Origin of the sequence: Microbacterium sp. CR_7, assembly GCF_041954755.1 — a bacterium.
Lineage (GTDB): Bacteria > Actinomycetota > Actinomycetes > Actinomycetales > Microbacteriaceae > Microbacterium.
On the sequence record NZ_JAVAYF010000002.1, the window covers coordinates 53,165 to 74,773 of the forward strand.

Here is a 21,609-nt window from a genome sequence, read left to right on the forward strand (position 1 = left end):
CCCTCGACAGCATCCGAACATCGACCCCGATAGAGTGACAGCTGTCCCGGCTTCACCTATCGCAGGAGTTCTCATGCCCGTCGCCACCCCGGATCAGTACGCCGAAATGCTCGACCGCGCGAAGGCCGGCGGCTTCGCGTACCCCGCATTCAACGTCTCCAGCTCGCAGACGATCAACTCTGTCCTGCAGGGACTGACCGAGGCCGGCTCCGACGGCATCATCCAGGTCACCACGGGCGGTGCCGACTACTTCGCCGGCCACACCGTCAAGGCCCGCGCCACCGGCGCTCTCGCTTTCGCGCGCTACGCGACCGAGGTCGCCAAGAACTACCCCGTCACCGTGGCGCTGCACACCGACCACTGCCCGAAGGACGCCCTCGCCGGCTTCGTCGAGCCGCTCATCGCGGCATCCGAGGAAGAGGTGAAGGCCGGCCGCAACCCGATCTTCCAGTCGCACATGTGGGACGGCTCGGCCGTGCCGCTCGCCGAGAACATCGAGATCGCGAAAGACCTCCTTCCCCGCATGAAGGCCATCAACGCGATCCTTGAGATCGAGATCGGCGTCGTCGGCGGCGAGGAGGACGGCGTCGCACACGAGGGCTCCAACGAGGCGCTCTACACGACCTTCGCCGACGTCGACCAGGCCGTGCAGGCGCTGGGCCTCGGCGAGCAGGGCCGCTACATCGCCGCCCTCACCTTCGGAAACGTCCACGGCGTCTACAAGCCGGGTGGCGTGAAGCTGCGTCCGGAGCTCCTGGGCGAGATCCAGGAGCAGGTGGCAGCGAAGTACAACACGGGCCCCAAGCCGCTCGACCTCGTCTTCCACGGCGGGTCCGGGTCGACCGACGAGGAGATCGCGCTCGCGGTCGCCAACGGCGTCATCAAGATGAACATCGACACCGACACGCAGTACGCCTACACGCGTGCGATCGCCGACTACATGTTCAAGAACTACGACGGCGTACTCAAGGTCGACGGCGAGGTCGGCAACAAGAAGCAGTACGACCCCCGCGCGTGGGGCAAGATCGCCGAGACCGCGATGGCGGCCCGTGTGGTCGAGTCGACGCGTCAGCTCGGCTCGTACGGGCAGTCGCAGAGCTGACTCCCCGCTGACAGACGGATGCCCCGGCCGACTCGGCCGGGGCATCCGTGCATCCGGGGCTGGGTCAGCGTCCGGTGGTGCTCATGATGTAGTCGACGAAGGCGGGGTCGCCCATCATCGGGATCGCCGCGCAGATCGACGTGAGCAGCAGCGTGATCGCCGCGCCGACGAGGGGAACCCACCAGCTGAGGCGCCTGCTGCGCAGCCGCCGGAGCGAGACGGCCGCGGTCAGAGACCATCCGACCACCAGCACGATCGCGGCGATGGTGCCCCAGACGCGCCCCTGCGCGATGTTGGTGAACTCTCCGTCGACGCCGACGATCTTCATCACCTCGTTCATCGCGGTCGGGAAATCGAGGTACGAGATCGCGGTCAGGACCACGTTGATGAGGCCGTACGCGAGCAGCGCGACCGTGACGAATCGGTCGACCGGGTTCGCTCGCGTACTGGGGTATTCCGGCTGGGCGGCGGTCGGCGGGGCGGCGACGACGGCATCCGGCATCTGATCCAGCGGGGGCAGGCCCGCCGCCTTGCGCTGTTCCTCCGGAGTGGCGAGTTCTCCGTACTGCGGCCGCTGATCGGTCATCCCGTCATGCTATCCGGGCCGCCTCTGAGCGACTCCCAGCAGAGTCGCCCGGAAACGATGACGGCCCCGGAGGCTTGGGGAATCCTCGGGGCCGCGGACGGCGGTGCTGGGGACACGTGCCGTCCTGGTGGTAGATGGAACGCTGGGGACGTTCTCACACCAGTAGCCTCGTTCGCACAGAGGACTACACCTTGATGATAGGAGCTGCCGTCTGCGCCCACCAGGCCGATTTCTTCAGATAGTGAAACAACCCTCAGATGGAGAAATCGAGAACGCTCTCGCTGTCGGACAGCACCTCGGCCCCCAGCTGGAGGGACAGCCGCCGCGCGATCTGCTGCATCCTCATCACGAGCCCGCGGTCGACGACGTACTCGGAGGGCAGCGAGACGGCCAGAGACGCCATCACGTTGGGGGCGACGACCGGCACCGCCACGCAGGTGTTGCCGATCGCGTACTCCTCCTGATCGACGGCGAAGCCCGGGGAGTGCTCGAGCTGAGTGAGCAGGGTGCGACGATCGCTGATCGTGCGCGGGGTCAGCTCCTCGAGACGGTGCCGGGAGAGATAATCGAGCCGCTCCTCGTCGGAGAGGTCGGCGAGGATCTGCTTTCCGAGCGCCGTCGCGTGAGCGCTGGCGTCGAGGCCGACCCAGAGCTCGATGCGCGGGTTGCGTACGGCATCCACGATGTCGACGAGGTGCATCTCGCCGTCGTGATATCGCGACAGATAGGCGGTCGCCCCCACCTCGTCGGTGACCGTGCGGAGAGCCGCCCGCACCCGTGCGAGGAAGACCCCGCGCGCGTCGGTCTCCGACTGGAAGGCCGGGAAGCGGGTGCCGAGGACCAACCCGTCGGGTTCGCTCGCGAGGTATCCCTCGTGGATCAGGGTGCGCACGAGGTTGTAGGTCGTGCCGGTGGTGAGTCCGGTGAGGGCGGAGAGCGTCTTCACCGGCATCGGACGAGGCGAGTTGGCGACGATGTCGACGAGGCGCAGCGCGCGCTGCACCGACCCGATGAGGGTCGGCTCCGCCTCGGCGGCGTTCACCGCTATGCGCCTCCGCCGGACGTGCGACCTCCCAGTGCCCGCGAGTCGCGCTGACCCGAGGCATCCTGTCGCAACTCCTTCGGCAGGGAGAACATCAGGTCCTCCTCGGCCGTCTTCACTTCTTCGACGTCCCGGTAACCCGCGCCGTCGAGGGCGTCGAGCACCTCGCGCACGAGCACCTCGGGTACCGAGGCCCCGCTGGTCACGCCGACGGTGGCGACGCCGTCGAGCCACTCCTGCTTGACCTCTTCCGCGTAGTCCACGCGGTAGGCGGCCTTCGCGCCGTACTCGAGAGCGACCTCGACGAGCCGCACGCTGTTCGAGGAGTTCGCCGATCCGACCACGATCACGAGATCCGCGTCCTTCGCGACCTTCTTGATCGCGACCTGACGGTTCTGGGTCGCGTAGCAGATGTCGTCGGACGGCGGATTGTGCAGCTCGGGGAAGCGCGTGCGCAGTCGGTTGACCGTCTCCATGGTCTCGTCGACCGACAGCGTGGTCTGCGAGAGCCAGACGACCTTCGACGGGTCCTTCACCTCGACCGTGTCGGCCTCCTCCGGGGAATTCACGACGGTGACGTGCTCCGGGGCTTCTCCCGCGGTGCCCTCGACCTCCTCGTGGCCGTCGTGGCCGATGAGCAGGATCTCGAAGTCGTCACGCGCGAAGCGCACGGCCTCGCGGTGCACCTTCGTGACGAGGGGGCATGTGGCGTCGATCGCGTGGAGTCCTCGATCGGATGCCGCGTTCACGACCGCGGGCGACACTCCGTGTGCGCTGAAGACGACGTGTGCGCCCTCGGGGACCTCGTCGACCTCCTCGACGAAGATCGCGCCCTTCTCCTCGAGCTCGGTGACGACGTGGATGTTGTGCACGATCTGCTTGCGCACGTAGACGGGCGAACCGTAGCGCTCCAGGGCCTTCTCGACCGCGACCACGGCGCGGTCGACGCCGGCGCAGTATCCGCGCGGAGCGGCGAGCAGAACACGCTTCTGTCCGACCACCGGGTTATCCTGAAGCCGACCTGCCGCCGCACGTACTCGTGGGATGCGGGGAGTCGGGAGATGAACGGCAGTCGAAGTCACCCTTAGATTCTACCGTCGGCTACCTGAGCAGGACCGGGAAGGTGCACTGAGCGGATGACAGTCTTCGAAGCGTCGACGCGCCCCGGCGAGACGCCTCCCGCCGACGCCGTCGCGCCGCGCGATTCATCGGCCTCCGCCCCGACCTCGGTGGCGCGGCTGAACGCCACGATCCGCGACTTCGTCGCCCGCTGGAACACCGTCTGGGTCGAGGGCGAGATCACCTCGTGGAACGTCCGCGCCGGCAACATCTTCGCCCGGTTGAAGGACACCCGCTCCGACGCCCAGATCTCGATCCGCATCTGGTCGAGCGTGCGGCCACGGATCCCGAACGATCTGGGCGTGGGCGATCACGTCGTCGCGGCGGTCAAGGCCGACTACTTCGTGAAGTCCGGCGACTTCAGCTTCGCGGTGTCGGCCATGAAGCACGTCGGGCTGGGTGACCAGCTCGAACGCCTCGAGCGCCTGCGCGTGCAGCTGCGGCAGGAGGGCCTGTTCGATCCGTCACGCAAGAAGCGTCTGCCCTTCCTCCCGCACGTGATCGGCCTCATCACCGGCGAGCGGTCGGATGCCGAGAAGGACGTGCACCGCAACGCCGAGCTGCGCTGGCCGCAGGTGCGGTTCCGCACCGAGTACGCGGCGGTGCAGGGCGATCGCTGCGTGCCTGACACGCTGGCGGCCCTCGCGAGGCTCGACGCCGATCCCGACGTCGACGTCATCGTCATCGCCCGCGGTGGCGGCGATCCGCAGACCCTGCTCGGCTTCAGCGACGAGCGCCTGGTGCGCGCCGTCGCGGCGGCATCCACCCCCGTGGTGAGCGCCATCGGTCATGAGAACGACCATCCCCTGCTCGACGACGTCGCCGATCTGCGTGCGTCGACCCCGACCGACGCCGCGAAGCGGGTCGTGCCGGACGTGAGCGAGCAGCGGGCGCTGATCGCCCAGCTGCGCTCACGCGCGACGTCACGTCTCACCCAACGGATCACGCACGACATCGCGCAGCTCGAGCAGCTGCGCTCGCGGCCGGCCCTGCGCTCCCCCGACCCGATCATCGACTCGCGCTCCCAGGAGGTGTGGCTCATGCTCTCCCGCGGACGTGACAGCATCGCTCGACAGCTCGATGCAGCGTCACGGGAGACGAGCGAGCTGCGCGCGTCGCTGCGCGCGCTCTCCCCCGCCGCGACGCTCGCCCGCGGCTACGCGATCGCCCACCTCGACGGCGGGGTGATCCTTCGCGACGCCGCCGACGCGCCGGCGGGCAGCGCTCTCACCATCACGGTCGACCGGGGCTCGATCGCCGCGCGCTCCGAGGGCGAGATCGCGGAGAGCGACGGCTGACGTCGGACGGATCCTGAAGCGGTCATCGCGCCCGGACCACCACCTGCGGAGCCCCTGCGATACCGCGCTCTCCGGATGAGCGCGACGTGTGCACCGCGTAGGATGGAGGCGTGAGTGCGCTGAACGACACCCCTGTGGACACGCTGTCGTTCGAGGCCGCGCGCGACGAGCTCGTCAAGGTGGTGGCGGAGCTCGAACAGGGCGCGCCGACCCTCGAGCAGTCGCTCGCCCTGTGGGAGCGCGGCGAGGCCCTAGCCGCCCGCTGCGAGGAGTGGCTCCTCGGCGCGAAGCGCCGTCTGGACGCCGCCAGGGCCGCGGCATCCGACTCCCCCGACGGAGCGGAATCATGAGCAAGCGCGCCCCGATCGTGGCCGAGCTCGGCCGTCCTGAGACGCCGGAGGAGACCGCGGCTCGCAAGGCCGAGTTCAGCAAGGCGTACCGCTCGAGCCAGACGGTCCGCGGACTCGTCGCCGCTCTGCTCGCCACCCTGGCGATCGTCGTCGTCATCGTTCTGGCCGTCCCCCGAGGGGAGCCGGCGACCGAACGGACCATCGACGTGACCGGCGTCGCCGCCGACGTGGAGTCGTCGCTCGGCAGCCCGGTGATCGTCCCCGAGCTCGGTGACTTCTGGCGCGTGAACGCCGCCGGCCTCACGAGCGGTGCGACCCCTGTGTGGGATGTCACGCTCGCCCCCGCATCGCAGAACGAGCGAGGCTTCATCAAGCTCGCCCAGGCCTTCGGCGTCGACTCCTCCTGGGCCCCGCAGCGGCTGAACGGCATCGCCCCGACCGACACCACCGACATCGGCGGACTGGAGTGGGATGTCTACTCGCTCGGTGATGCGGGTGCCAAGCAGAACGTGACCTACGCCATCGGCACGCAGGCCGGCGACGACTACGTGCTCCTGTACGGCTCGCGCTCGGCGGAATCGACCGCCGATCTCGCCGAAACCCTCGTCCCCCAGATCCGCGATCTCTCGGAGTAGCCCATGACGCACCCGCTCACGCCCGCCGCCGCCTGGACGCAGATGCAGGAGGGGAACCGGCGCTTCGTGAACGACGAGCCCCGTCACCCCAATCAGGATGTGGCGAGGCGCCGCGACCTCGAGGCCGCCCAGCATCCTGTGGCGACGCTGTTCGGGTGCTCCGACTCCCGCCTGGCTGCCGAGATCATCTTCGACCTCGGCCTCGGCGACCTCTTCGTCGTCCGCAACGCCGGCCAGGTGATCGGCGAGTCGATCGTCGCGAGCCTCGAGTACGCCGTAGCCGTGCTCGAGGTGCCGCTGATCGTGGTGCTCGCGCACGACTCGTGCGGCGCTGTGCGCGCCGCGATCGACGGGACGGCCATCGACGCCGCGCCACTGCCTCCGCACATCTGGAAGCTCGTCGCCCCGATCGTCCCTGCGGCCCGGAAGGTGCTCGCCGAGAGCGGCGGGTCGACCGTCGACGAGATCGACGCCGAACTCGTCGGTCGCGAACACCTGCGCAACACGGTGGGCGACCTGCTGCAGTCGTCCGAGATCATCTCGAACGCCGTGGCGGAGGGCCGCCTGGGCATCGTCGGCGCGAACTACCGACTCGCAGAGGGCACCGCCGTGCCCGTCGTCACCGTCGGCATCGAGACCGACGGTATCGAGACCGAGGGGCAGAGCCCCGTGACCAAGGAAGGTTCGGAATGACCGACACCCAGCAGGAGTACCGCATCGAGCACGACACCATGGGCGAGGTGCGGGTGCCCGTGAACGCGCTCTACGGGGCGCAGACCCAGCGCGCGGTGGAGAACTTCCCGATCTCGGGCAAGGGCCTGGAGTCGGCGCAGATCGCCGCGCTCGCCCGCATCAAGAAGGCGGCGGCACTCGCCAACAAGGAGCTCGGTACGCTCGACGGTGCGATCGCCGACGCCATCGCACGGGCCGCCGACCAGGTCGCCGCCGGCACGCACGACGGAGAGTTCCCCGTCGACACGTATCAGACGGGCTCCGGTACGTCGTCGAACATGAACATGAACGAGGTCCTGGCCACGCTGGCGACCCGCATCCTCGGCGCGAACGTGCACCCTAACGACCACGTCAACGCCTCGCAGTCGTCCAACGACGTGTTCCCGACCTCCGTGCACATCGCGGTCACGCAGGCGCTCATCGACACGCTCATCCCGGCTCTCGACCACCTCGCGGTCGCCCTCGAGGCGAAGGCGGAGCTCTGGAAGGACGCCGTCAAGTCCGGCCGAACGCACCTCATGGACGCCACGCCGGTCACCCTCGGTCAGGAGTTCGGCGGGTACGCGCGTCAGATCCGTCTCGGCATCGAGCGCGTGCAGTCGGCTCTCCCCCGCGTCGCCGAGGTGCCGCTCGGCGGCACCGCCACCGGAACCGGCATCAACACCCCGCTCGGCTTCCCGCAGAAGGTCATCGAGCTGCTCGCAGCCGAGACCGAGCTGCCGATCACCGAGGCGAAGGACCACTTCGAGGCGCAGGGCGCCCGTGACGGTCTCGTCGAGGCGTCCGGCGCACTGCGCACCATCGCGGTGTCGCTCACCAAGATCAACAACGACCTGCGCTGGATGGGCTCCGGCCCCAACACCGGTCTCGGCGAGCTGCACATCCCCGACCTTCAGCCGGGATCGTCGATCATGCCGGGCAAGGTCAACCCCGTCGTGCCGGAGGCCGTGCTCATGGTGTGCGCGCGCGTGATCGGCAATGACGCGACGGTCGTTTGGGCCGGGGCATCCGGTTCCTTCGAGCTGAACGTCGCGATCCCCGTCATGGGTACGGCGCTGCTCGAGTCGATCCGTCTGCTCGCGAACGCCTCGCGCGTGCTCGCCGACAAGACCGTCGACGGCCTGCAGGCGAACCTCGACCGTGCAGCCGCCTTCGCCGGCATGAGCCCGTCGATCGTGACCCCGCTCAACAAGCTGATCGGCTACGAGGCTGCGGCGAAGATCGCCAAGCACTCGGTCGCCAAGGGCATCACGGTGCGCGACGCCGTGATCGACCTCGGCTACGTCGAGCGCGGCGACCTCACCCTCGAGCAACTCGACGAGAAGCTCGACCTGCTCTCGATGACCCACCCGGGCTGACCCGGACCGCGCCCCGATCTGCCTGCCCTGTCCCGATCCGCCGAACTCTCCGGAGATTTCGTCAGCAGATCGGGACGCGGTCCGCAGATCGGGGCGTTTCGTCGTCTCCTGCACAATCGTCCGACGAACAGCGTGACGGCAATGTCCTGGGGAGAGGAGTCCACGGACTGTCGGCAGCACGCGCAGTGGAGGCATGCTCTCCCCCGCCGACACCGTCCGCCGAATGGGCGGCCTCGCGAGAGGAGTCGACCTGCAGCGGGTCGGCTTCAGCCGTCGGAGCCTTTCACGAGCCGTGCAGCGCGGCGACATCGAGCGCATTCGCGACGGCGTCTTCGCCGTGGGAACGCTGGACCCGTTCGTCCGGGCGGCGACGGCCCACGGCGGAGCACTGACGTGCGCGAGCGTCCTCCAGCTGCTGCACGTCTGGGTGCTCGCTCCAGTGATCGTGCCCCACGTCTGGCTCGGTCCTGACAGGCACGCCCACCCGCATGACGGTTGCATGTGCGTATCGCACTTCTACCGAGGGGAGCGCCCGCCTCTCGGTCGTGTGACGGCCGAGGTGGCGCTCGCGCACTTCCTCAGGTGCGCCGGAGACGAGGCGTTCTTCGCCGCATACGAATCCGCTCTGCGTCTGCGGCTGCTGACGAACGCGGCACGCGTCCGCCTCGCGGCGATGATCCCGGCATCCGCCCGGTGGCTCATGGATCTGGCACGCACGGATGCTGACAGCGGTCTGGAGTCGATCTTGCGTCTCAGGCTTCATCTGCTCGGCATCCGACTCGACTGCCAGGTGCAGATCGACGGAGTGGGTCGGGTCGACTTCGTGATCGGCGGGCGCCTCATCCTCGAAGTCGACGGCAAGGTGAATCATGACGGAGCCACGATGCGCCACCGGGATCTGGTTCGGGATGCCGCGGCATCCGCGCGCGGGTTCGAAACTCTGCGATTCGATTACGCCCAGGTCGTTCACGAGTGGCCGACAGTACAGGCCGGGGTTCTCGGTGCCTTGACCCGCCTTCGGGATCACGCGTGACCCGATCTGCGGACGGTGTCCCGGTCCACTGACCGTTCTTGACGATCGGTCAGCGGACCGGGACACGCTCAGCGGATCGGGACGTCCGACCTAGCTGAGCTCGCCGCCCTCCAGCAGTTCGGTGACGAGCGCGGCGATCGCCGAGCGCTCCGACCGCATAAGCGTCACGTGGGCGAAGAGGTCGTGCCCCTTCAGGGTCTCGATCACGCTGGCGATGCCGTCGTGGCGTCCGACCCGCAGGTTGTCGCGCTGGCCCACGTCGTGCGTGAGGATGACCCGGGAGTTCTGCCCCATCCGGCTCAGGACCGTGAGAAGCACGTTGCGTTCGAGCGACTGCGCCTCGTCGACGATCACGAACGCGTCGTGCAGCGAGCGCCCGCGGATGTGTGTGAGCGGCAGCACCTCCAGCAGCCCGCGCTCGACGACCTCCTCCATGACGTTGCCCGAGACGACCGATCCGAGCGTGTCGAACACGGCCTGCCCCCACGGCCCCATCTTCTCGCCCTGGTCTCCGGGAAGGTATCCGAGCTCCTGACCTCCGACGGCGAACAGCGGCCGGAAGACGATGATCTTCTTCTGCTGCTGGCGCTCGAGCACGGCCTCCAGGCCGGCGCACAGTGCCAGCGCCGACTTGCCGGTTCCCGCCCGCCCGCCCAGGGAGACGATCCCCACTTCGGGGTCGAGCAGCAGGTCGATCGCGATGCGCTGCTCGGCGGAGCGGCCGTGCATGCCGAAGATGTCGCGGTCACCGCGGACGAGGCGGTACTCGCCGTCTCCCGTGACGCGCCCCAGCGCCGAGCCCCGCTCGGAGTGGATGATGAGCCCGGTGTTCACGGGCAGGCCGCGAGCCTCCTCGCTGATCCCGACCTCGCTCTCGTACAGGTCGCTGATCTCGTCGCCCGACAGGTCGAGTGTGGTGATGCCCGTCCAGCCGGAGTCGACGGCCTGCTCGGCGAGGTACTCCTCGGCGCGCAGGCCCAGCGATGCGGCCTTCACGCGCATCGGGAGGTCCTTCGACACGATCGTGACGTCCTGACCGTCCTGGGCGAGGTGCATCGCGACCGAGAGGATGCGGCTGTCGTTGTCGCTCAGTCGGATGCCGGCGGGGAGCACCGACGTGTCGGCGTTGGCGAGCTCGACGCGGAGCGTGCCGCCTTCGCCGACCTCGACAGGGAAGTCCAGCCTGCCGTGTTCGATGCGCAGGTCGTCGAGGTGGCGGAGCGCCTGGCGCGCGAAGTAGCCGATCTCCGGGTCATGGCGCTTGCCCTCGAGTTCGGTGATGACGACGACCGGGAGGACGACGGAGTGCTCGGCGAAGCGGAACAGCGCCTGCGGATCGCTCAGCAGCACTGAGGTGTCGAGCACATAGGTGCGCAGATCCTGATCAGGAACTGCGGACGTGGCCCGACTCGTCGTCTTACGGGTGGACTGCTGCGCGGTGCTGGAGGACTGCTGCGCTGTACGTGAGGTCACGACCCACTCCCGACCCGGGGAATCCCGGCTATTCGAACGAGTCGACCAGGGGGTCACGAGTCGCGAACCTGAGGCCGACTCGACGGGCGCCTTGCCCGATGCCTAGAAGCTACGACCAGGCGCCGACATTTCGTCGGCTCGACACGCCAGCAATTCGTTACGTGTTGATGAACGGATCAGCGACGCCCGCGCGGCGGCTCAGCGACCGAATCGGCGGTCGCGGTCGGCGTAGTCGCGGATCGCGCGGAGGAAGTCGACCTGACGGAGATCCGGACCGAGCGCCTCGACGAAGTAGAACTCGCTGTGGGCGCTCTGCCACAGCAGGAAGTCGCTGAGCCGCTGCTCGCCGCTCGTCCGGATGACGAGATCCGGATCGGGCTGCCCACCCGTGTAGAGGTGCTCCCCGATCATCTCCGGCGTGAGGTGGGCAGCGAGATCTTCGATCGTCCCACCGGACGCCTGATGCGCCGTGACGATGCTGCGCACCGCGTCGACGATCTCGTTGCGTCCGCCATATCCGACCGCGAGATTCACGTGCAGACCCGAGTGGTCCTTGGTGCGCTCCTGCGCGTCGTCGAGCACTCGGGCGAGCTCCGGCGGCAGGATGTCGGAGCGACCGACGTGCTTGACCCGCCAGTTGCCCTCCCGTGACAGCTCGTCGGCGAGCTCGGCGATGATCTCGATGAGGTCGGCCAGCTCCGCGGAATCGCGCTTGCGGAGGTTGTCACTGGACAGCAGGTAGAGCGAGACGACCCGGATGCCGAGCTCGTCGCACCAGCCGAGGAACTCGATCATCTTCGCCGCGCCGGCGCGATGCCCTTCCGCAGGGGTGGCGTAGCCGAGCTGTCGCGCCCACCGACGGTTGCCGTCGATCATCATGGCGACGTGATGCGGAACGGACGCCGGATCGAGGTGGCGGCGCAGCCGGCTGGTGTAGAGGCGGTACAGCGGCCCCCGCCCCTGACCATCGCGTGACATCACCTCCCTACGCTATCGTGCGGGGCTCGGTAAAGCCCGGGAGCGAGCCTCGACCCGACCCTGCGAGTGCTCTCAGGTTATGTACGCCCGGCGGAATGGCACCCCGCCTAAAGTGAGCACGTGAGCACTCCCGACGCCTCCGCCCCCGATCTTCCCCAGCTCCCGCTGCTCGAAGAAGCGGCCGACGACGCGCACGTCGAGCTCAAGCCCACGTGGCGCGGCTGGATCCATGCCGGGACCTTCCCGGTCGCGATCGCCGCCGGCGTGGTGCTCATCGTCTTCGCGCAGGGCGGCGCCGCCAAGTGGGCCGCCGCCGTGTTCATGGCCTCGTCGCTGCTCCTGTTCGGCAACTCCGCCGTCTACCACCGGTTCAACTGGAGGCCCACGGTCAAGGTCGTCCTGAAGCGCATCGACCACGCGAACATCCTGCTGCTCATCGCCGGCACGTACACGCCGCTCGCCGTGCTCGCGCTTCCTCCGGAAAAGGGGATGCTGCTGCTCATCCTCGTGTGGAGCGGCGCGCTGCTCGGCATCCTGTTCCGGGTGTTCTGGATCAACGCGCCTCGCTGGTTGTATGTCGCCCTCTATCTGCTGCTCGGCTGGGCCGCGGTGATGTACATCGTCGACCTGCTGAACGCCAACGTCGCGATGATGGTGCTGGTGATCATCGGCGGGCTGCTCTACACGGGCGGCGCGGTGGTCTACGCGCTGAAGAAGCCGAACCCGTGGCCGGGGCACTTCGGGTTCCACGAGATCTTCCACGTGTGCACGGTGCTGGCTTTCCTGTGCCACTGGACGGCGTGCCTGCTCATCGCTCTCGAGCCGCTGTCACCGTCGCTCGGCGCCTAGCGGCCGAGAATCAGCGCCTCTCGGGGCCGTCGTCGCCCTCGCGCACGATCGGCTCGTCGGCATCCGAGCGCCGTCTGCTCTCGCCGGTTCCCTGGTGGGTCGCCTCGTCCGCCGCGCGTGCGGCCTCCTCGGCATCCAGCTCCTCGCGGACCTCTTCGCGGTAGCGCACGCGACGGATCCGGCGGTTCATGTCGAGGATCAGCAGGATCACGGCGACGAGCAGGATCACCACGGCGGCGAAGCCGACGAATCCGGGGGTGACCGACTCGGGCGCCACCGTCATCGACGGTGTCGGCATCGGGGTCTCGGTCAGAGCGAGCATGGAGTCTGCCTTTCCTGCGCAGGTCGCATAACCTGGAGTTACCAGCCTAACGACCGGAAGACCCGCCCCGTGACGACCGCACAGCAGCTCGACGACCGCTATGGACGTACCCGCCGGCGTAAGGCACCCTGGATCGTGCTGATCGCGGTGGCCGTGATCCTCGTCGGGGCTTTCGGCTGGTCGATCGTGACGGAGCAGATGAACAACGTCGACTCCGACGACCTGGGTTTCGACCTCGTCGACGAGCACACGGTCGACGTGCGCTTCCAGATCACCGGCGCGCAGGGCAAGGACGTCGTGTGCGTCGTCGAGGCGCTCGACGAGGAGTTCGGCGTGGTCGGCTGGAAGGTCGTCGAGATCGCGGCATCCGACTCCCACTCCCAGGCGCTGTCGACCACCGTGCCCACCGTCGCGGAGGCGACGACGGGTTTGGTGAACAGCTGCTGGGTCGCCTAGACTCAGGGCAGACAGACGACGCCCTGGCACCGTGCCGGGGCGTCTTGGCATATCCCCCGCAGGATGTCGGCGGATACCGAATGAAGGAGCTTCGTCATGTCTACTGACGCTCAGGTTCCCTTCCTCACGCAGGAAGCCTACGACCGGCTCGTCGCCGAGCTGGAGCACCTGTCGACGACGGGTCGCGAGGAGATCGCCAAGCGCATCGAGGCCGCCCGAGAAGAGGGCGACCTCAAGGAGAACGGCGGCTACCACGCCGCGAAGGACGAGCAGGGCAAGCAGGAGGCCCGCATCCGCACCCTCGAAGGTCTGCTCAAGACCGCGAAGGTCGGCGAGGCTCCGCCCAGCCGCGGCATCGTCGAGCCGGGCACGGTCGTCACGGCCGTCGTCGCAGGCGGCGAAGAGGTCTTCCTGCTCGGCAGCCGCGAGATCGCGGCCGGCAGCGACCTCGACGTCTACAGCGAGGCGAGTCCGCTCGGCCAGGCCATCCTCGGACTCAAGGTCGGCGACAAGTCGTCGTACGAGGCCCCGAACGGCCGCTCGATCTCGGTCGAGATCGTCAACGTCGAGACCTACACCGGCTGACCGGTGACACGAAGAAGGCCCCGTCCGAGCGGACGGGGCCTTCTTCGTGTGCGGCGTTATCGCTCGGCACGTTCAGTCGGCACCTGCTGCGGCAATCCTGCGTGAATTGCGGCATCAGGTGCCAAGTCAAGGATCAGTCGGGCACGACCATCGGCAGGAAGCCCTCGCGCCGCAGCGTCTCGAGCGTGAAGTCGGAGTGCTCGGGTCCGCGCGTCTCGACGCTGAGCTCGAGGATGACGTCGTTGATCTGCAGTCCGTGACCGTGGCGCGTGTGCATGGCCTCGATGACGTTGGCGCCTGCCTCGGCGATGAGCTCCGAGACCCGGGCGAGCTGACCGGGACGGTCGGGAAGCGGGATGCGGATCGTGAGATAGCGGCCGGAGGCCGCGAGTCCGTGCGAGACCACGCGCTGCAGCAGCAGCGGGTCGATGTTGCCGCCCGACAGCACCGCCATGGTCGTGCCGGACGACCGCACCTTGCCGGCGAGGATCGCGGCGACGCCGGCCGCGCCCGCGGGCTCCGCGACGACCCTGGTCTGCTCGAGCAGGATGAGGATCGCCCGGGCCAGATCGTCGTCGGAGACGGTGATGACCTCGTCGACGAGATCCTTGATGATGCCGAAGGGGATCGCGCCGGGGCGCGCGACGAGGATGCCGTCGGCGATCGTCGGCCGGGTCTCGATGTCGACGGGTTCACCCGCTTCGAGAGACGGAAGCATGGCAGCGGCGTTCTCCGCCTGCACGCCGATGATCCGCACACTCCTCCCGCGCTCTGCGGCTCGCGCCCTGGCCGCAGCGGCGACCCCGGCGATGAGACCACCGCCGCCGATGCTCAGCACGATCGTGTCGACGTCGGGGGCGTCGTCGAGCAGCTCGAGTCCCAGCGTCCCCTGGCCGATCACGATGTCGCGGTGGTCGAACGGGTGGATGAGCACGGCGCCGGTGCGCTCGGCGAATTCCGCGGCCAGCCGCAGCGAGGTCGCGACCGTCTCCCCCTCGAGCACCACCTCGGCACCGTAGTTGCGGGTCGCGAGAAGCTTCGGCACCGGGACGCCGATCGGCATGAAGATCGTCGCGGGGATGCCGAGCGCCTGCGCGGCGAGGGCGACGCCCTGCGCGTGGTTGCCGGCCGACGCCGCCACGACGCCGCGGGCTCGCTCCTCTGCGCTGAGCCTGGAGAGACGGTAGGCGGCCCCGCGGATCTTGAAGGAACCGGTGCGCTGCAGGTTCTCCATCTTGAGCAGGACGGGCGAGCCGAGCACGTCGGTCAGAGCACGCGACGGCAGGGTCGGCGTGTGCATGATCACCTCAGCCAGACTCTGAGCGGCGTGCTCGAACTCGGTCAGGCTGGGGACTGCGCTCATCGATTCCTCCGTGTCCGCTCGCGCGGGACTGTGCTCCAGATCAGGTCGGCGTCCGGCTGATCGCCGGTGCGCCACGACCCCGTGCTGATGGTGACCGCGGCGACGTTGACGAACGCCGCGAGGGGCACCGCGAAGAGCGCCCCGGGGATGCCGCCGACCATCGAGCCGCCGGCCACGACGAGCACCACGGCGAGCGGGTGCACCTTGACCGCCGACCCCATCATGATCGGCTGCAGGATGTGTCCCTCGAGCTGCTGCACCGCGAGCACGACGCCGAGCATCGCGAGGGCGATCCAGGGGCCGTTGTAGACGAGGGCGAGCAGCACGGCGATCGCGCCGGTGACGACCGCACCGACGATCGGCACGAACGAGCCGAGGAAGACGAGGACGGCGACGGGGATCGCGAGCGGGACGCCGAGGAGAGCGGCGCCGACCCCGATGCCGACGGCGTCGATCGCGGCGACGAAGAGCTGCGTGCGCGCGTAGTTGACGAGGGTCGCGAACCCGTTCGTCGCGGCCGCGTCCGCCGCCGGACGCGCAGCGCGCGGGAACAGGCGGAGCGTCCATCGCCAGATGCGGCCGCCGTCGGCGAGCAGGCAGATGAGGATGAAGAGCGCCAGCACCGCTCCGGTGACGACGTGCGCGGCGGTGGTTCCGACAGCCAGCGCGCCGTTGAGGAGGGTCTGGGCCTGCTCGTTGATGATCTGCAGGCCCTGATCGATGTACCCCTGGATCTGGGCTTCGCTCAGGTGGAGCGGACCGTTCAGGAGGAACTGACGGAAGTCCGCGATCGCCTGCGTGCTGCGCTGCTGCACGTCCGGCAGCTGCTGGCGGATCTGCCACACGACGAGCCACATGAGCACCGTCACGATCGCGATGGTGCCGATGATGGAGATCGCCACCGCCGCCCACCGCGGGAAGTGGTGTCGCAGCATCCACTGGAACGCCGGCCACAGCAGGGCGGTGATGAGGATGCCGATCATGAGCGGGATCACGAGCAGCTTGAGTTCGATGACGAGCCAGATGAACCCCGCGGCGACGGCCGCGATGAGAAGCAGTCGCCAGGCGTAGGCGGCAGTGATGCGCAGGCCGCGCGGGACCGCCTCATCGGCTTCCGTCGTGACCGTGCGCTCGGTCGAGATCGGGCGCGGACGGAAGAGGTCTCTCAGCCGCGGACGCTGCTCTTCGCTCATCGCCCAAGTCTACGGCGCTCGACCGGGCTGCCCCGACGCGGAGCGGGAACATGACGAGGCCCTGCGGCTCGTCGCCGGAGCCTCGATGTCGGCGCACCTGGATACGCTGGCCGGGTGACCGACACTCTCAGCTCAGCGCAGGCGCGCCGTATGGCCCTGGCGGCTCAGGGCTTCTCCCGCGCCCGTCCGGCGGCGCCCTCGACGCGTCACATCCACCGCGTCATGGACCGCCTCGGCGTGCTGCAGATCGACTCGGTCAACGTGTTCGCCCGGTCGCACTATCTTCCGCTCTTCTCTCGTCTCGGTCGCTACGATCCCGCGCTGCTCGACCGGATGTTCCTGTCTCGTACGACGCACTACGTGGAGTACCTCGCCCACGAGGCGACGTTCATCCCGATCGAGGACTGGCCGCTGTGGCGTTTCCGCATGGAGAGGTTCCGGCGGCGCGGGGCCGACCCGGAGTCGTGGGCGAGTCAGAACGCCCAGACCGTCTCCTGGGTCCTCGACGAGCTCCGGGCGCAAGGCCCCCTGCGGCCGGCCGACCTGCGAGCGGACGCGCCGCGCGAACGCGGCACCTGGTGGGACTGGGACGACGTGAAGCTGGCGCTGGAGCATCTCTGGCGCACGGGCGACGTGGCGATCAGCGGGAGGAAGGGGTTCGAGCGGAGCTACGCATTGGCGGAGCACGTCATCCCCGATGACATCCGATCGCGCGAGCTGTCGTACGACGACTCCGTCCGCGAGCTGATCCGGCGTGCGGCTCGCTCGTCGGGGGTCGCCACGATGGCCGACCTCGCCGACTACTACCGGATCCGCGACCGCGCGACGATCTCGCGCGCCGTGGCCGACCTCGTCGACGAGGGCGAGCTCGTGCCCGTTCGGGTACGGGGGTGGGAACGCGCCGGTCGCCCTCTCGCCGCGTGGCGGCACCGCGATGCTGTGCTGCCCCGCCGGATCGACGCGGCCGCGCTGCTCACCCCGTTCGATCCTGTGGTGTGGTTCCGCGACCGGGCGCTCCGCGCCTTCGAGCTCGACTACCGCATCGAGATCTACGTCCCCGCGGCGAAGCGACGTTACGGCTACTACTCGCTTCCCGTGCTGGTCGGCGACCGGATCGTCGCCCGCGTCGACCTGAAGGCCGAACGGGCGACCTCGACGCTGCAGGTGCAGTCGGCATGGTGGGAGCCGCAGGCGGATGCTGCGGCGGACGCCGAGCGCATCGCGAGCGAGCTCGTGCTCGCTGCGTCGTGGCAGGGCCTCGAGCACGTCTCGGTCTCGGGCTGGGGCAGCGCCGCGGAAGCCCTCCATAGCGCCCTCGACGCTCTGTCCGCCACTCCCGGGTCCGCTGTCTCGGTGCGCCGACACGTCCACACCAGGGAGGCGACGCCGTGACTCGGCGCACCAAGTCGCTTCTCGGCGGCGCGGTGCTGCTCGTCGTGATCGTCGCGATCGCGGCGATCAGCTGGGCGACGGCACGCCCCGGACCGGAGGCATCAGCCATTCCTACTCCGTCGCCGAGCCGCACGATCGACCTGCTCGTCTCCGCACAGGCTGAACTCGACGAGCACCTCGAGCAGTGCGTGGCGGCGGGCGCGCCGAACGGCGTGCTGCCCGAGGCGTGCGGAATCCGCATCCCGTGGGGAACCGAGTTCGCGGCCGTGTCCGACGCGCGGTTCCGCATTGAGCGGATGCCCGAGGTCACCCTCACCGATGACGGTTTCGTCGCCCAGGGCGGTGAGCTGATCGCCACGGTCACGGGCACCGGTCAGGACGGCGCCCCGCGCACCGAGACCTATCGCACGCAGAACTGGTCGGTGCGCGGCGATGCCGAGCGCACGAGAACGGGCGTCGACATCACGGTGTGGTGAGGTCGACGCCCGCTGTCGTCAGGTGAGAGCCCGTGAGGGTCAGAACTGGACGCGCGGCGGCTCGGAGATCGCACCGCTGTCGGCGACCTCGAAGAACTCGCGCTCGGTGAATCCGAGCCCCTTGGCGAAGAGGTTGTTGGGGAAGACCTTGATCTTCGTGTTCAGCTCGCGCACGCCGCCGTTGTAGAACCGACGGGCAGCCTGGATCTTGTCTTCGGTGTCGACGAGGGCCTGCTGCACCTGCAGGAAGTTCTGGCTCGCCTGCAGCTGCGGGTACGCCTCGGCCACCGCGAACAGGCTGCGCAGCGCCTGCTGAAGGTGCCCCTCGGCGATGCCCGCCTCGCCCGGCCCGCTCGCCGACAGCGTCTCGGCGCGAGCACGCGTGACGTTCTCGAACACCGCCTTCTCGTGCGAGGCGTAGCCCTTGACCGTCTCGATGAGGTTCGGAATGAGATCGGCTCGGCGCTTGAGCTGCACGGTGATGCCGCTCCACGCCTCGTCGACGCGGACGTTGAGCTGCACCAGCGAGTTGTACGTCGCCCACAGGTAGATGCCGACGAGCAGGATCACTCCGACGACGATCAGTACCGGCACGAGCCATTCCATCAGAGGCCCACCCTTCCTCGTGTTTCTCTCATCCTATCGGCGCAGTCTGCGCGTCGACTGGGCGCATGACGGTGCGCTCCAGGTCAGGCGCCGAGGACGCGATCGAGGTAGCGGTTGGCGAAGCGTCGCTCCGGATCGAGTCGGTCTCGAAGAGCGAGGAAGTCGTCGAACCGCGGGTAGCGCTCACGCAGCTGCTCGGCGGTCAGCGTGTGCAGCTTGCCCCAGTGCGGCCTGCCGTCGTGTTCGAGCATGATCCGCTCGACCGCCTCGAAGTACTCGGTGGGGTCGGCCCGCCAGTAGCGGTGCACGGCGATGTATCCGCTCGCGCGCCCATGTGCCGTCGAGAGCCACCGGTCATCGGCCGCGGCGAAGCGCACCTCGATGGGGAACTCGATGCGCCATCCGCGCTTCGCGATCAGGGCCTGCACCTCTCGGAACGCCGGCACGACGTTCTCGGCGGGGACGGCGTACTCCATCTCGCGGAAGCGCACGGTGCGGCTCTGCGTCAGCACGCGGTGCGACAGATCGGTGTACTCGCGGTCGCCGGTGACCTTCACGGCGAGGCGGCTGAACGGCGGCGTGATCGCCGGGACCGCCTGTCCCGCGGCACAGGCCACACGGTAGACACCGTTCGACAGCAGGGTCTCGTCGACCCACTTGCCCACTCGGGGCAGGGGCTGTCGTCGCGTCGACTCGGCGAGCCGGGTCTGCTGCTTCGTCAGGGCGACCTCGGTGTGCGGGAACCAGTAGAACTCGAAGTGGTCGGATGCCTCGGCCCGCTGATCCAGCGACTCCAGCACCTCGTCGAGCGGCTCCGGCCGATCGACGGCCCGCAGGACGAACGCGGGGACGCACTGCAGCGTGACCTCGACGATAATGCCGAGCGCCCCGAGACCGAGTGCCACGGCAGCAAGCAGCTCCGGCTGATGATCCTCGTCGATGCGCAGGAAATCCCCTTCCGCGGTGACGAGGGTCACGCCGACCACCTGGGTCGCGAGGCCACCGAACCCGGCACCGGTGCCGTGGGTGCCGGTCGAGATCGCGCCGGCGATCGACTGACGATCGATGTCTCCGAGGTTCTGCATCGCGAGGCCGTGCGCCGCCAGCAGCCGCGGGATGCGGTGCAGCCGCGTGCCGGCGAGAAGCGTGGCGCGGCCGGTGGCGGCATCCGCCGAGACGAGTCCCTGCATGTCGTCGAGCTCCAGCAGCACCCCGGGGGCGATCGCGATTCCCGTGAAGCTGTGCCCGGCGCCGACGGCCTTGATGCTCAACCGCTGGGCGATGGCGGCCTTCACCGCGCACTGAACGCCCTCCGGACTGCGCGGACGCTCGACGCGCAGCGGCTTGATCTGCGCCGACCGTCCCCAGTTCTGCCAGGTGCCGCCGATCCGCGTCATAGGAACGCCTTCCCCTCGCCGCGGTAGGTGGGCAGCTCGTCGACGACCTCGTCCCCCGACACCAGGTGGTAGCTGTCGATGCGCTCGGCCGGTTCGCCGCTCTTCGCGTGACGGAACCACACCCGGTCGCCCACCCCGAGCGTGGCGGCCTTGGGCCCCTGCAGCGGCGTCTGGACCTCGCCTGCCGCCTCTCTCGACAGCGTGCGGAGACCATCGGGCCAGACCGGTCTCGGCTGCCGCGAAGTCACGGCCGGGCCGGAGGCGATCCATCCGCCGCCGAGCACGGTCGCGATGTCGGCGGCCGGGCGACGGACGACGTCGAACGCGAAGGCGGCCGCGGGGGCGGGGCGGAACGACCGGTATCCGTCGAAGAGGTGACCGCCGAGCAGTCCGCTCCCTGCGCTCGCCTCCGTGAGCGACTCGTCGCTGCCCGTGAACTCGAGCGATCCGGTGCCGCCGCCGTTGAGGAACTCCAGGTGTGCGATGCCGGTGAGCGCTCCCACGATCTCGGCCCGCCGCTCACGCAGCTCAGCCCGCGAACGCGCCTGCACGAGGCGGATGACCGGAGCGTCGGGGCCGGCGTCGTCACCCTGGCCGGCGATCTGCGCCTCGTACATCTGGAGGCCGACGAGGCGGAACCCGGGACGTCGCACGATCGTCCGTGCGAACGCCGCGACCTCCCCTGCCGTGAACAGCGCGGATCGTCGGACGCCGATGTGACCGAGCGCCGCGGATCGGAGCGAGGCGTCGGCGTCGATCGCGACGCGGATCTCCGGTCTGCGGCCCGGTGGGGCGACGCTGTCGATCAGATCGAGGTGCGCGGGGTCGTCGACCATGAGGGTGATGCGCCGTGCCGCCTGCTCGGATGCGAAGAGCTCCGAGAGAGCGGCGCGATCGACGGTCGGGTACCCGATCACGATGTCGTCGTGCGTCTCGGCGAGCCAGAGCGCCTCCGGCAGGGTGAAGGCGAGGATGCCGCGGTAGCCGGGCAACTGCAGCACGGCGTCGAGCACGGCGCGCACCCGCACGGACTTCGACGCCACGCGGATCGGGAGCCCTCCCGCCCGCACCAGCATGTCGAGGGCATTGTGGCGGAGCGCCTCGCGATGGATGACGGCGACCGGGGCCGGCAGGTGCCCCGTCGCCGCGGACAGGCGCGGCCAGTACCGAGCGGGGTCGTGCCATTCGGGGGCGACCGGGGACTGCTCCGATGCGGGGCTCAGGTCGGCGGTGAGGTCGAGCACTCCCCCACCATACGACCTGG

General features: G+C 69.1%; 23 protein-coding genes. 12 read left to right on the plus strand and 11 right to left on the minus strand.

Annotated features, from left to right (window positions below):
- The first annotated feature begins 73 nt into the window (after positions 1-73).
- Positions 74-1,102: a class II fructose-bisphosphate aldolase gene (gene fbaA, locus RAC81_RS03520; RefSeq protein WP_375081043.1), complete on the plus strand. Its 1,029-nt coding sequence runs from the start codon at positions 74-76 to the stop codon at positions 1,100-1,102.
- 64 nt (positions 1,103-1,166) lie between these two features.
- Here fbaA and RAC81_RS03525 read toward each other — a convergent pair whose 3' ends face one another.
- The 3 genes from RAC81_RS03525 to RAC81_RS03535 all read right to left on the minus strand — a co-directional run bounded on the left by RAC81_RS03525 (position 1,167) and on the right by RAC81_RS03535 (position 3,776).
- Positions 1,167-1,688, minus strand: coding sequence for a DUF6264 family protein (locus tag RAC81_RS03525; RefSeq protein WP_375081044.1), 522 nt, complete (start codon positions 1,686-1,688; stop codon positions 1,167-1,169).
- Between the two features lie 253 nt (positions 1,689-1,941).
- A complete protein-coding gene (locus tag RAC81_RS03530; RefSeq protein WP_375081045.1) occupies positions 1,942-2,730 on the minus strand; it encodes an IclR family transcriptional regulator in 789 nt (262 codons plus the stop codon).
- A gap of 2 nt (positions 2,731-2,732) precedes the next feature.
- Positions 2,733-3,776 carry a 4-hydroxy-3-methylbut-2-enyl diphosphate reductase gene (locus RAC81_RS03535; RefSeq protein WP_375081498.1) on the minus strand — a complete coding sequence of 348 codons (1,044 nt, stop codon included), beginning with the start codon at positions 3,774-3,776 and terminating at the stop codon, positions 2,733-2,735.
- 90 nt (positions 3,777-3,866) lie between these two features.
- On the opposite strand from RAC81_RS03535, the gene xseA reads away from it, so the two are divergent.
- From xseA to RAC81_RS03565, 6 genes are all read left to right on the plus strand, one after another.
- Positions 3,867-5,147 carry an exodeoxyribonuclease VII large subunit gene (gene xseA, locus RAC81_RS03540; protein WP_375081046.1) on the plus strand — a complete coding sequence of 427 codons (1,281 nt, stop codon included), beginning with the start codon at positions 3,867-3,869 and terminating at the stop codon, positions 5,145-5,147.
- 110 nt (positions 5,148-5,257) lie between these two features.
- On the plus strand, positions 5,258-5,497 hold the full coding sequence (locus RAC81_RS03545; RefSeq protein ID WP_341935061.1) for an exodeoxyribonuclease VII small subunit: 240 nt from the start codon (positions 5,258-5,260) through the stop codon (positions 5,495-5,497).
- Positions 5,494-6,132 (plus strand): DUF4245 family protein, encoded by a 639-nt coding sequence (locus RAC81_RS03550; protein ID WP_375081047.1) that lies wholly within the window; start codon positions 5,494-5,496, stop codon positions 6,130-6,132. Before RAC81_RS03545 ends, RAC81_RS03550 begins: the two co-directional genes overlap by 4 nt.
- A gap of 3 nt (positions 6,133-6,135) precedes the next feature.
- A complete protein-coding gene (locus tag RAC81_RS03555; RefSeq protein ID WP_375081048.1) occupies positions 6,136-6,825 on the plus strand; it encodes a carbonic anhydrase in 690 nt (229 codons plus the stop codon).
- Positions 6,822-8,222, plus strand: coding sequence for a class II fumarate hydratase (locus tag RAC81_RS03560; RefSeq protein WP_375081049.1), 1,401 nt, complete (start codon positions 6,822-6,824; stop codon positions 8,220-8,222). The genes RAC81_RS03555 and RAC81_RS03560 overlap by 4 nt, the downstream gene beginning before the upstream one ends.
- A gap of 193 nt (positions 8,223-8,415) precedes the next feature.
- Positions 8,416-9,255 carry a DUF559 domain-containing protein gene (locus tag RAC81_RS03565; protein WP_375081050.1) on the plus strand — a complete coding sequence of 280 codons (840 nt, stop codon included), beginning with the start codon at positions 8,416-8,418 and terminating at the stop codon, positions 9,253-9,255.
- 90 nt (positions 9,256-9,345) lie between these two features.
- Here the strand turns inward: RAC81_RS03565 and RAC81_RS03570 are convergent, their stop codons facing one another.
- On the minus strand, positions 9,346-10,728 hold the full coding sequence (locus RAC81_RS03570; RefSeq protein ID WP_096715239.1) for a PhoH family protein: 1,383 nt from the start codon (positions 10,726-10,728) through the stop codon (positions 9,346-9,348).
- Between the two features lie 198 nt (positions 10,729-10,926).
- Complete coding sequence (locus tag RAC81_RS03575) at positions 10,927-11,706, minus strand: isoprenyl transferase (protein ID WP_375081499.1); 780 nt, start codon at positions 11,704-11,706, stop codon at positions 10,927-10,929.
- Positions 11,707-11,826: 120 nt separating this feature from the next.
- Between RAC81_RS03575 and RAC81_RS03580 the strand changes: the two genes are divergently transcribed.
- Positions 11,827-12,555, plus strand: a complete 729-nt coding sequence (locus tag RAC81_RS03580; protein WP_375081051.1) for a hemolysin III family protein — start codon at positions 11,827-11,829, stop codon at positions 12,553-12,555.
- Positions 12,556-12,565: 10 nt separating this feature from the next.
- Here the strand turns inward: RAC81_RS03580 and RAC81_RS03585 are convergent, their stop codons facing one another.
- Positions 12,566-12,877, minus strand: a complete 312-nt coding sequence (locus RAC81_RS03585; RefSeq protein ID WP_375081052.1) for a hypothetical protein — start codon at positions 12,875-12,877, stop codon at positions 12,566-12,568.
- A 69-nt stretch (positions 12,878-12,946) separates the two neighbouring features.
- Here RAC81_RS03585 and RAC81_RS03590 point away from each other — a divergent pair, with 69 nt between their 5' ends.
- Positions 12,947-13,333, plus strand: a complete 387-nt coding sequence (locus RAC81_RS03590) for a DUF4307 domain-containing protein (protein ID WP_375081053.1) — start codon at positions 12,947-12,949, stop codon at positions 13,331-13,333.
- Between the two features lie 96 nt (positions 13,334-13,429).
- Entirely contained in the window at positions 13,430-13,918 is a 489-nt protein-coding gene (greA, locus tag RAC81_RS03595) for a transcription elongation factor GreA (protein ID WP_096715243.1), read from the plus strand.
- 133 nt (positions 13,919-14,051) lie between these two features.
- On the opposite strand, the gene ilvA is transcribed toward greA, so the two are convergent.
- Both ilvA and RAC81_RS03605 read right to left on the minus strand, forming a co-directional pair.
- Entirely contained in the window at positions 14,052-15,281 is a 1,230-nt protein-coding gene (gene ilvA / locus RAC81_RS03600; RefSeq protein ID WP_375081054.1) for a threonine ammonia-lyase, read from the minus strand.
- Positions 15,278-16,474 (minus strand): AI-2E family transporter, encoded by a 1,197-nt coding sequence (locus tag RAC81_RS03605; protein WP_375081055.1) that lies wholly within the window; start codon positions 16,472-16,474, stop codon positions 15,278-15,280. The genes ilvA and RAC81_RS03605 overlap by 4 nt, the downstream gene beginning before the upstream one ends.
- A 114-nt stretch (positions 16,475-16,588) precedes the next feature.
- On the opposite strand from RAC81_RS03605, the gene RAC81_RS03610 reads away from it, so the two are divergent.
- Both RAC81_RS03610 and RAC81_RS03615 read left to right on the plus strand, forming a co-directional pair.
- The gene (locus RAC81_RS03610) at positions 16,589-17,866 is read left to right on the plus strand and encodes a winged helix-turn-helix domain-containing protein (RefSeq protein WP_375081056.1); all 1,278 of its coding nucleotides are present in this window, start codon (positions 16,589-16,591) and stop codon (positions 17,864-17,866) included.
- Complete coding sequence (locus RAC81_RS03615; protein ID WP_375081057.1) at positions 17,863-18,342, plus strand: hypothetical protein; 480 nt, start codon at positions 17,863-17,865, stop codon at positions 18,340-18,342. The genes RAC81_RS03610 and RAC81_RS03615 overlap by 4 nt, the downstream gene beginning before the upstream one ends.
- Before the next feature lie 39 nt (positions 18,343-18,381).
- Here the strand turns inward: RAC81_RS03615 and RAC81_RS03620 are convergent, their stop codons facing one another.
- From RAC81_RS03620 to RAC81_RS03630, 3 genes are all read right to left on the minus strand, one after another.
- Positions 18,382-18,948: a LemA family protein gene (locus RAC81_RS03620; protein WP_050721493.1), complete on the minus strand. Its 567-nt coding sequence runs from the start codon at positions 18,946-18,948 to the stop codon at positions 18,382-18,384.
- 83 nt (positions 18,949-19,031) lie between these two features.
- Positions 19,032-20,345 carry a D-arabinono-1,4-lactone oxidase gene (locus tag RAC81_RS03625; RefSeq protein ID WP_375081058.1) on the minus strand — a complete coding sequence of 438 codons (1,314 nt, stop codon included), beginning with the start codon at positions 20,343-20,345 and terminating at the stop codon, positions 19,032-19,034.
- Positions 20,342-21,589 (minus strand): amino acid deaminase/aldolase, encoded by a 1,248-nt coding sequence (locus RAC81_RS03630; protein ID WP_375081059.1) that lies wholly within the window; start codon positions 21,587-21,589, stop codon positions 20,342-20,344. Before RAC81_RS03630 ends, RAC81_RS03625 begins: the two co-directional genes overlap by 4 nt.
- Positions 21,590-21,609 lie beyond the last annotated feature (20 nt).

Coding starts and splice junctions, on each gene's coding strand:
- fbaA (WP_375081043.1), top strand. CDS start 74: ATGCCCGTCGCCACCCCGGATCAGTACGCCGAAATGCTCGACCGCGCG.
- RAC81_RS03525 (WP_375081044.1), bottom strand. CDS start 1,688: ATGACCGATCAGCGGCCGCAGTACGGAGAACTCGCCACTCCGGAGGAA.
- xseA (WP_375081046.1), top strand. CDS start 3,867: ATGACAGTCTTCGAAGCGTCGACGCGCCCCGGCGAGACGCCTCCCGCC.
- RAC81_RS03550 (WP_375081047.1), top strand. CDS start 5,494: ATGAGCAAGCGCGCCCCGATCGTGGCCGAGCTCGGCCGTCCTGAGACG.
- RAC81_RS03555 (WP_375081048.1), top strand. CDS start 6,136: ATGACGCACCCGCTCACGCCCGCCGCCGCCTGGACGCAGATGCAGGAG.
- RAC81_RS03560 (WP_375081049.1), top strand. CDS start 6,822: ATGACCGACACCCAGCAGGAGTACCGCATCGAGCACGACACCATGGGC.
- RAC81_RS03565 (WP_375081050.1), top strand. CDS start 8,416: ATGCTCTCCCCCGCCGACACCGTCCGCCGAATGGGCGGCCTCGCGAGA.
- RAC81_RS03575 (WP_375081499.1), bottom strand. CDS start 11,706: ATGTCACGCGATGGTCAGGGGCGGGGGCCGCTGTACCGCCTCTACACC.
- RAC81_RS03585 (WP_375081052.1), bottom strand. CDS start 12,877: ATGCTCGCTCTGACCGAGACCCCGATGCCGACACCGTCGATGACGGTG.
- greA (WP_096715243.1), top strand. CDS start 13,430: ATGTCTACTGACGCTCAGGTTCCCTTCCTCACGCAGGAAGCCTACGAC.
- ilvA (WP_375081054.1), bottom strand. CDS start 15,281: ATGAGCGCAGTCCCCAGCCTGACCGAGTTCGAGCACGCCGCTCAGAGT.
- RAC81_RS03605 (WP_375081055.1), bottom strand. CDS start 16,474: ATGAGCGAAGAGCAGCGTCCGCGGCTGAGAGACCTCTTCCGTCCGCGC.
- RAC81_RS03620 (WP_050721493.1), bottom strand. CDS start 18,948: ATGGAATGGCTCGTGCCGGTACTGATCGTCGTCGGAGTGATCCTGCTC.
- RAC81_RS03625 (WP_375081058.1), bottom strand. CDS start 20,345: ATGACGCGGATCGGCGGCACCTGGCAGAACTGGGGACGGTCGGCGCAG.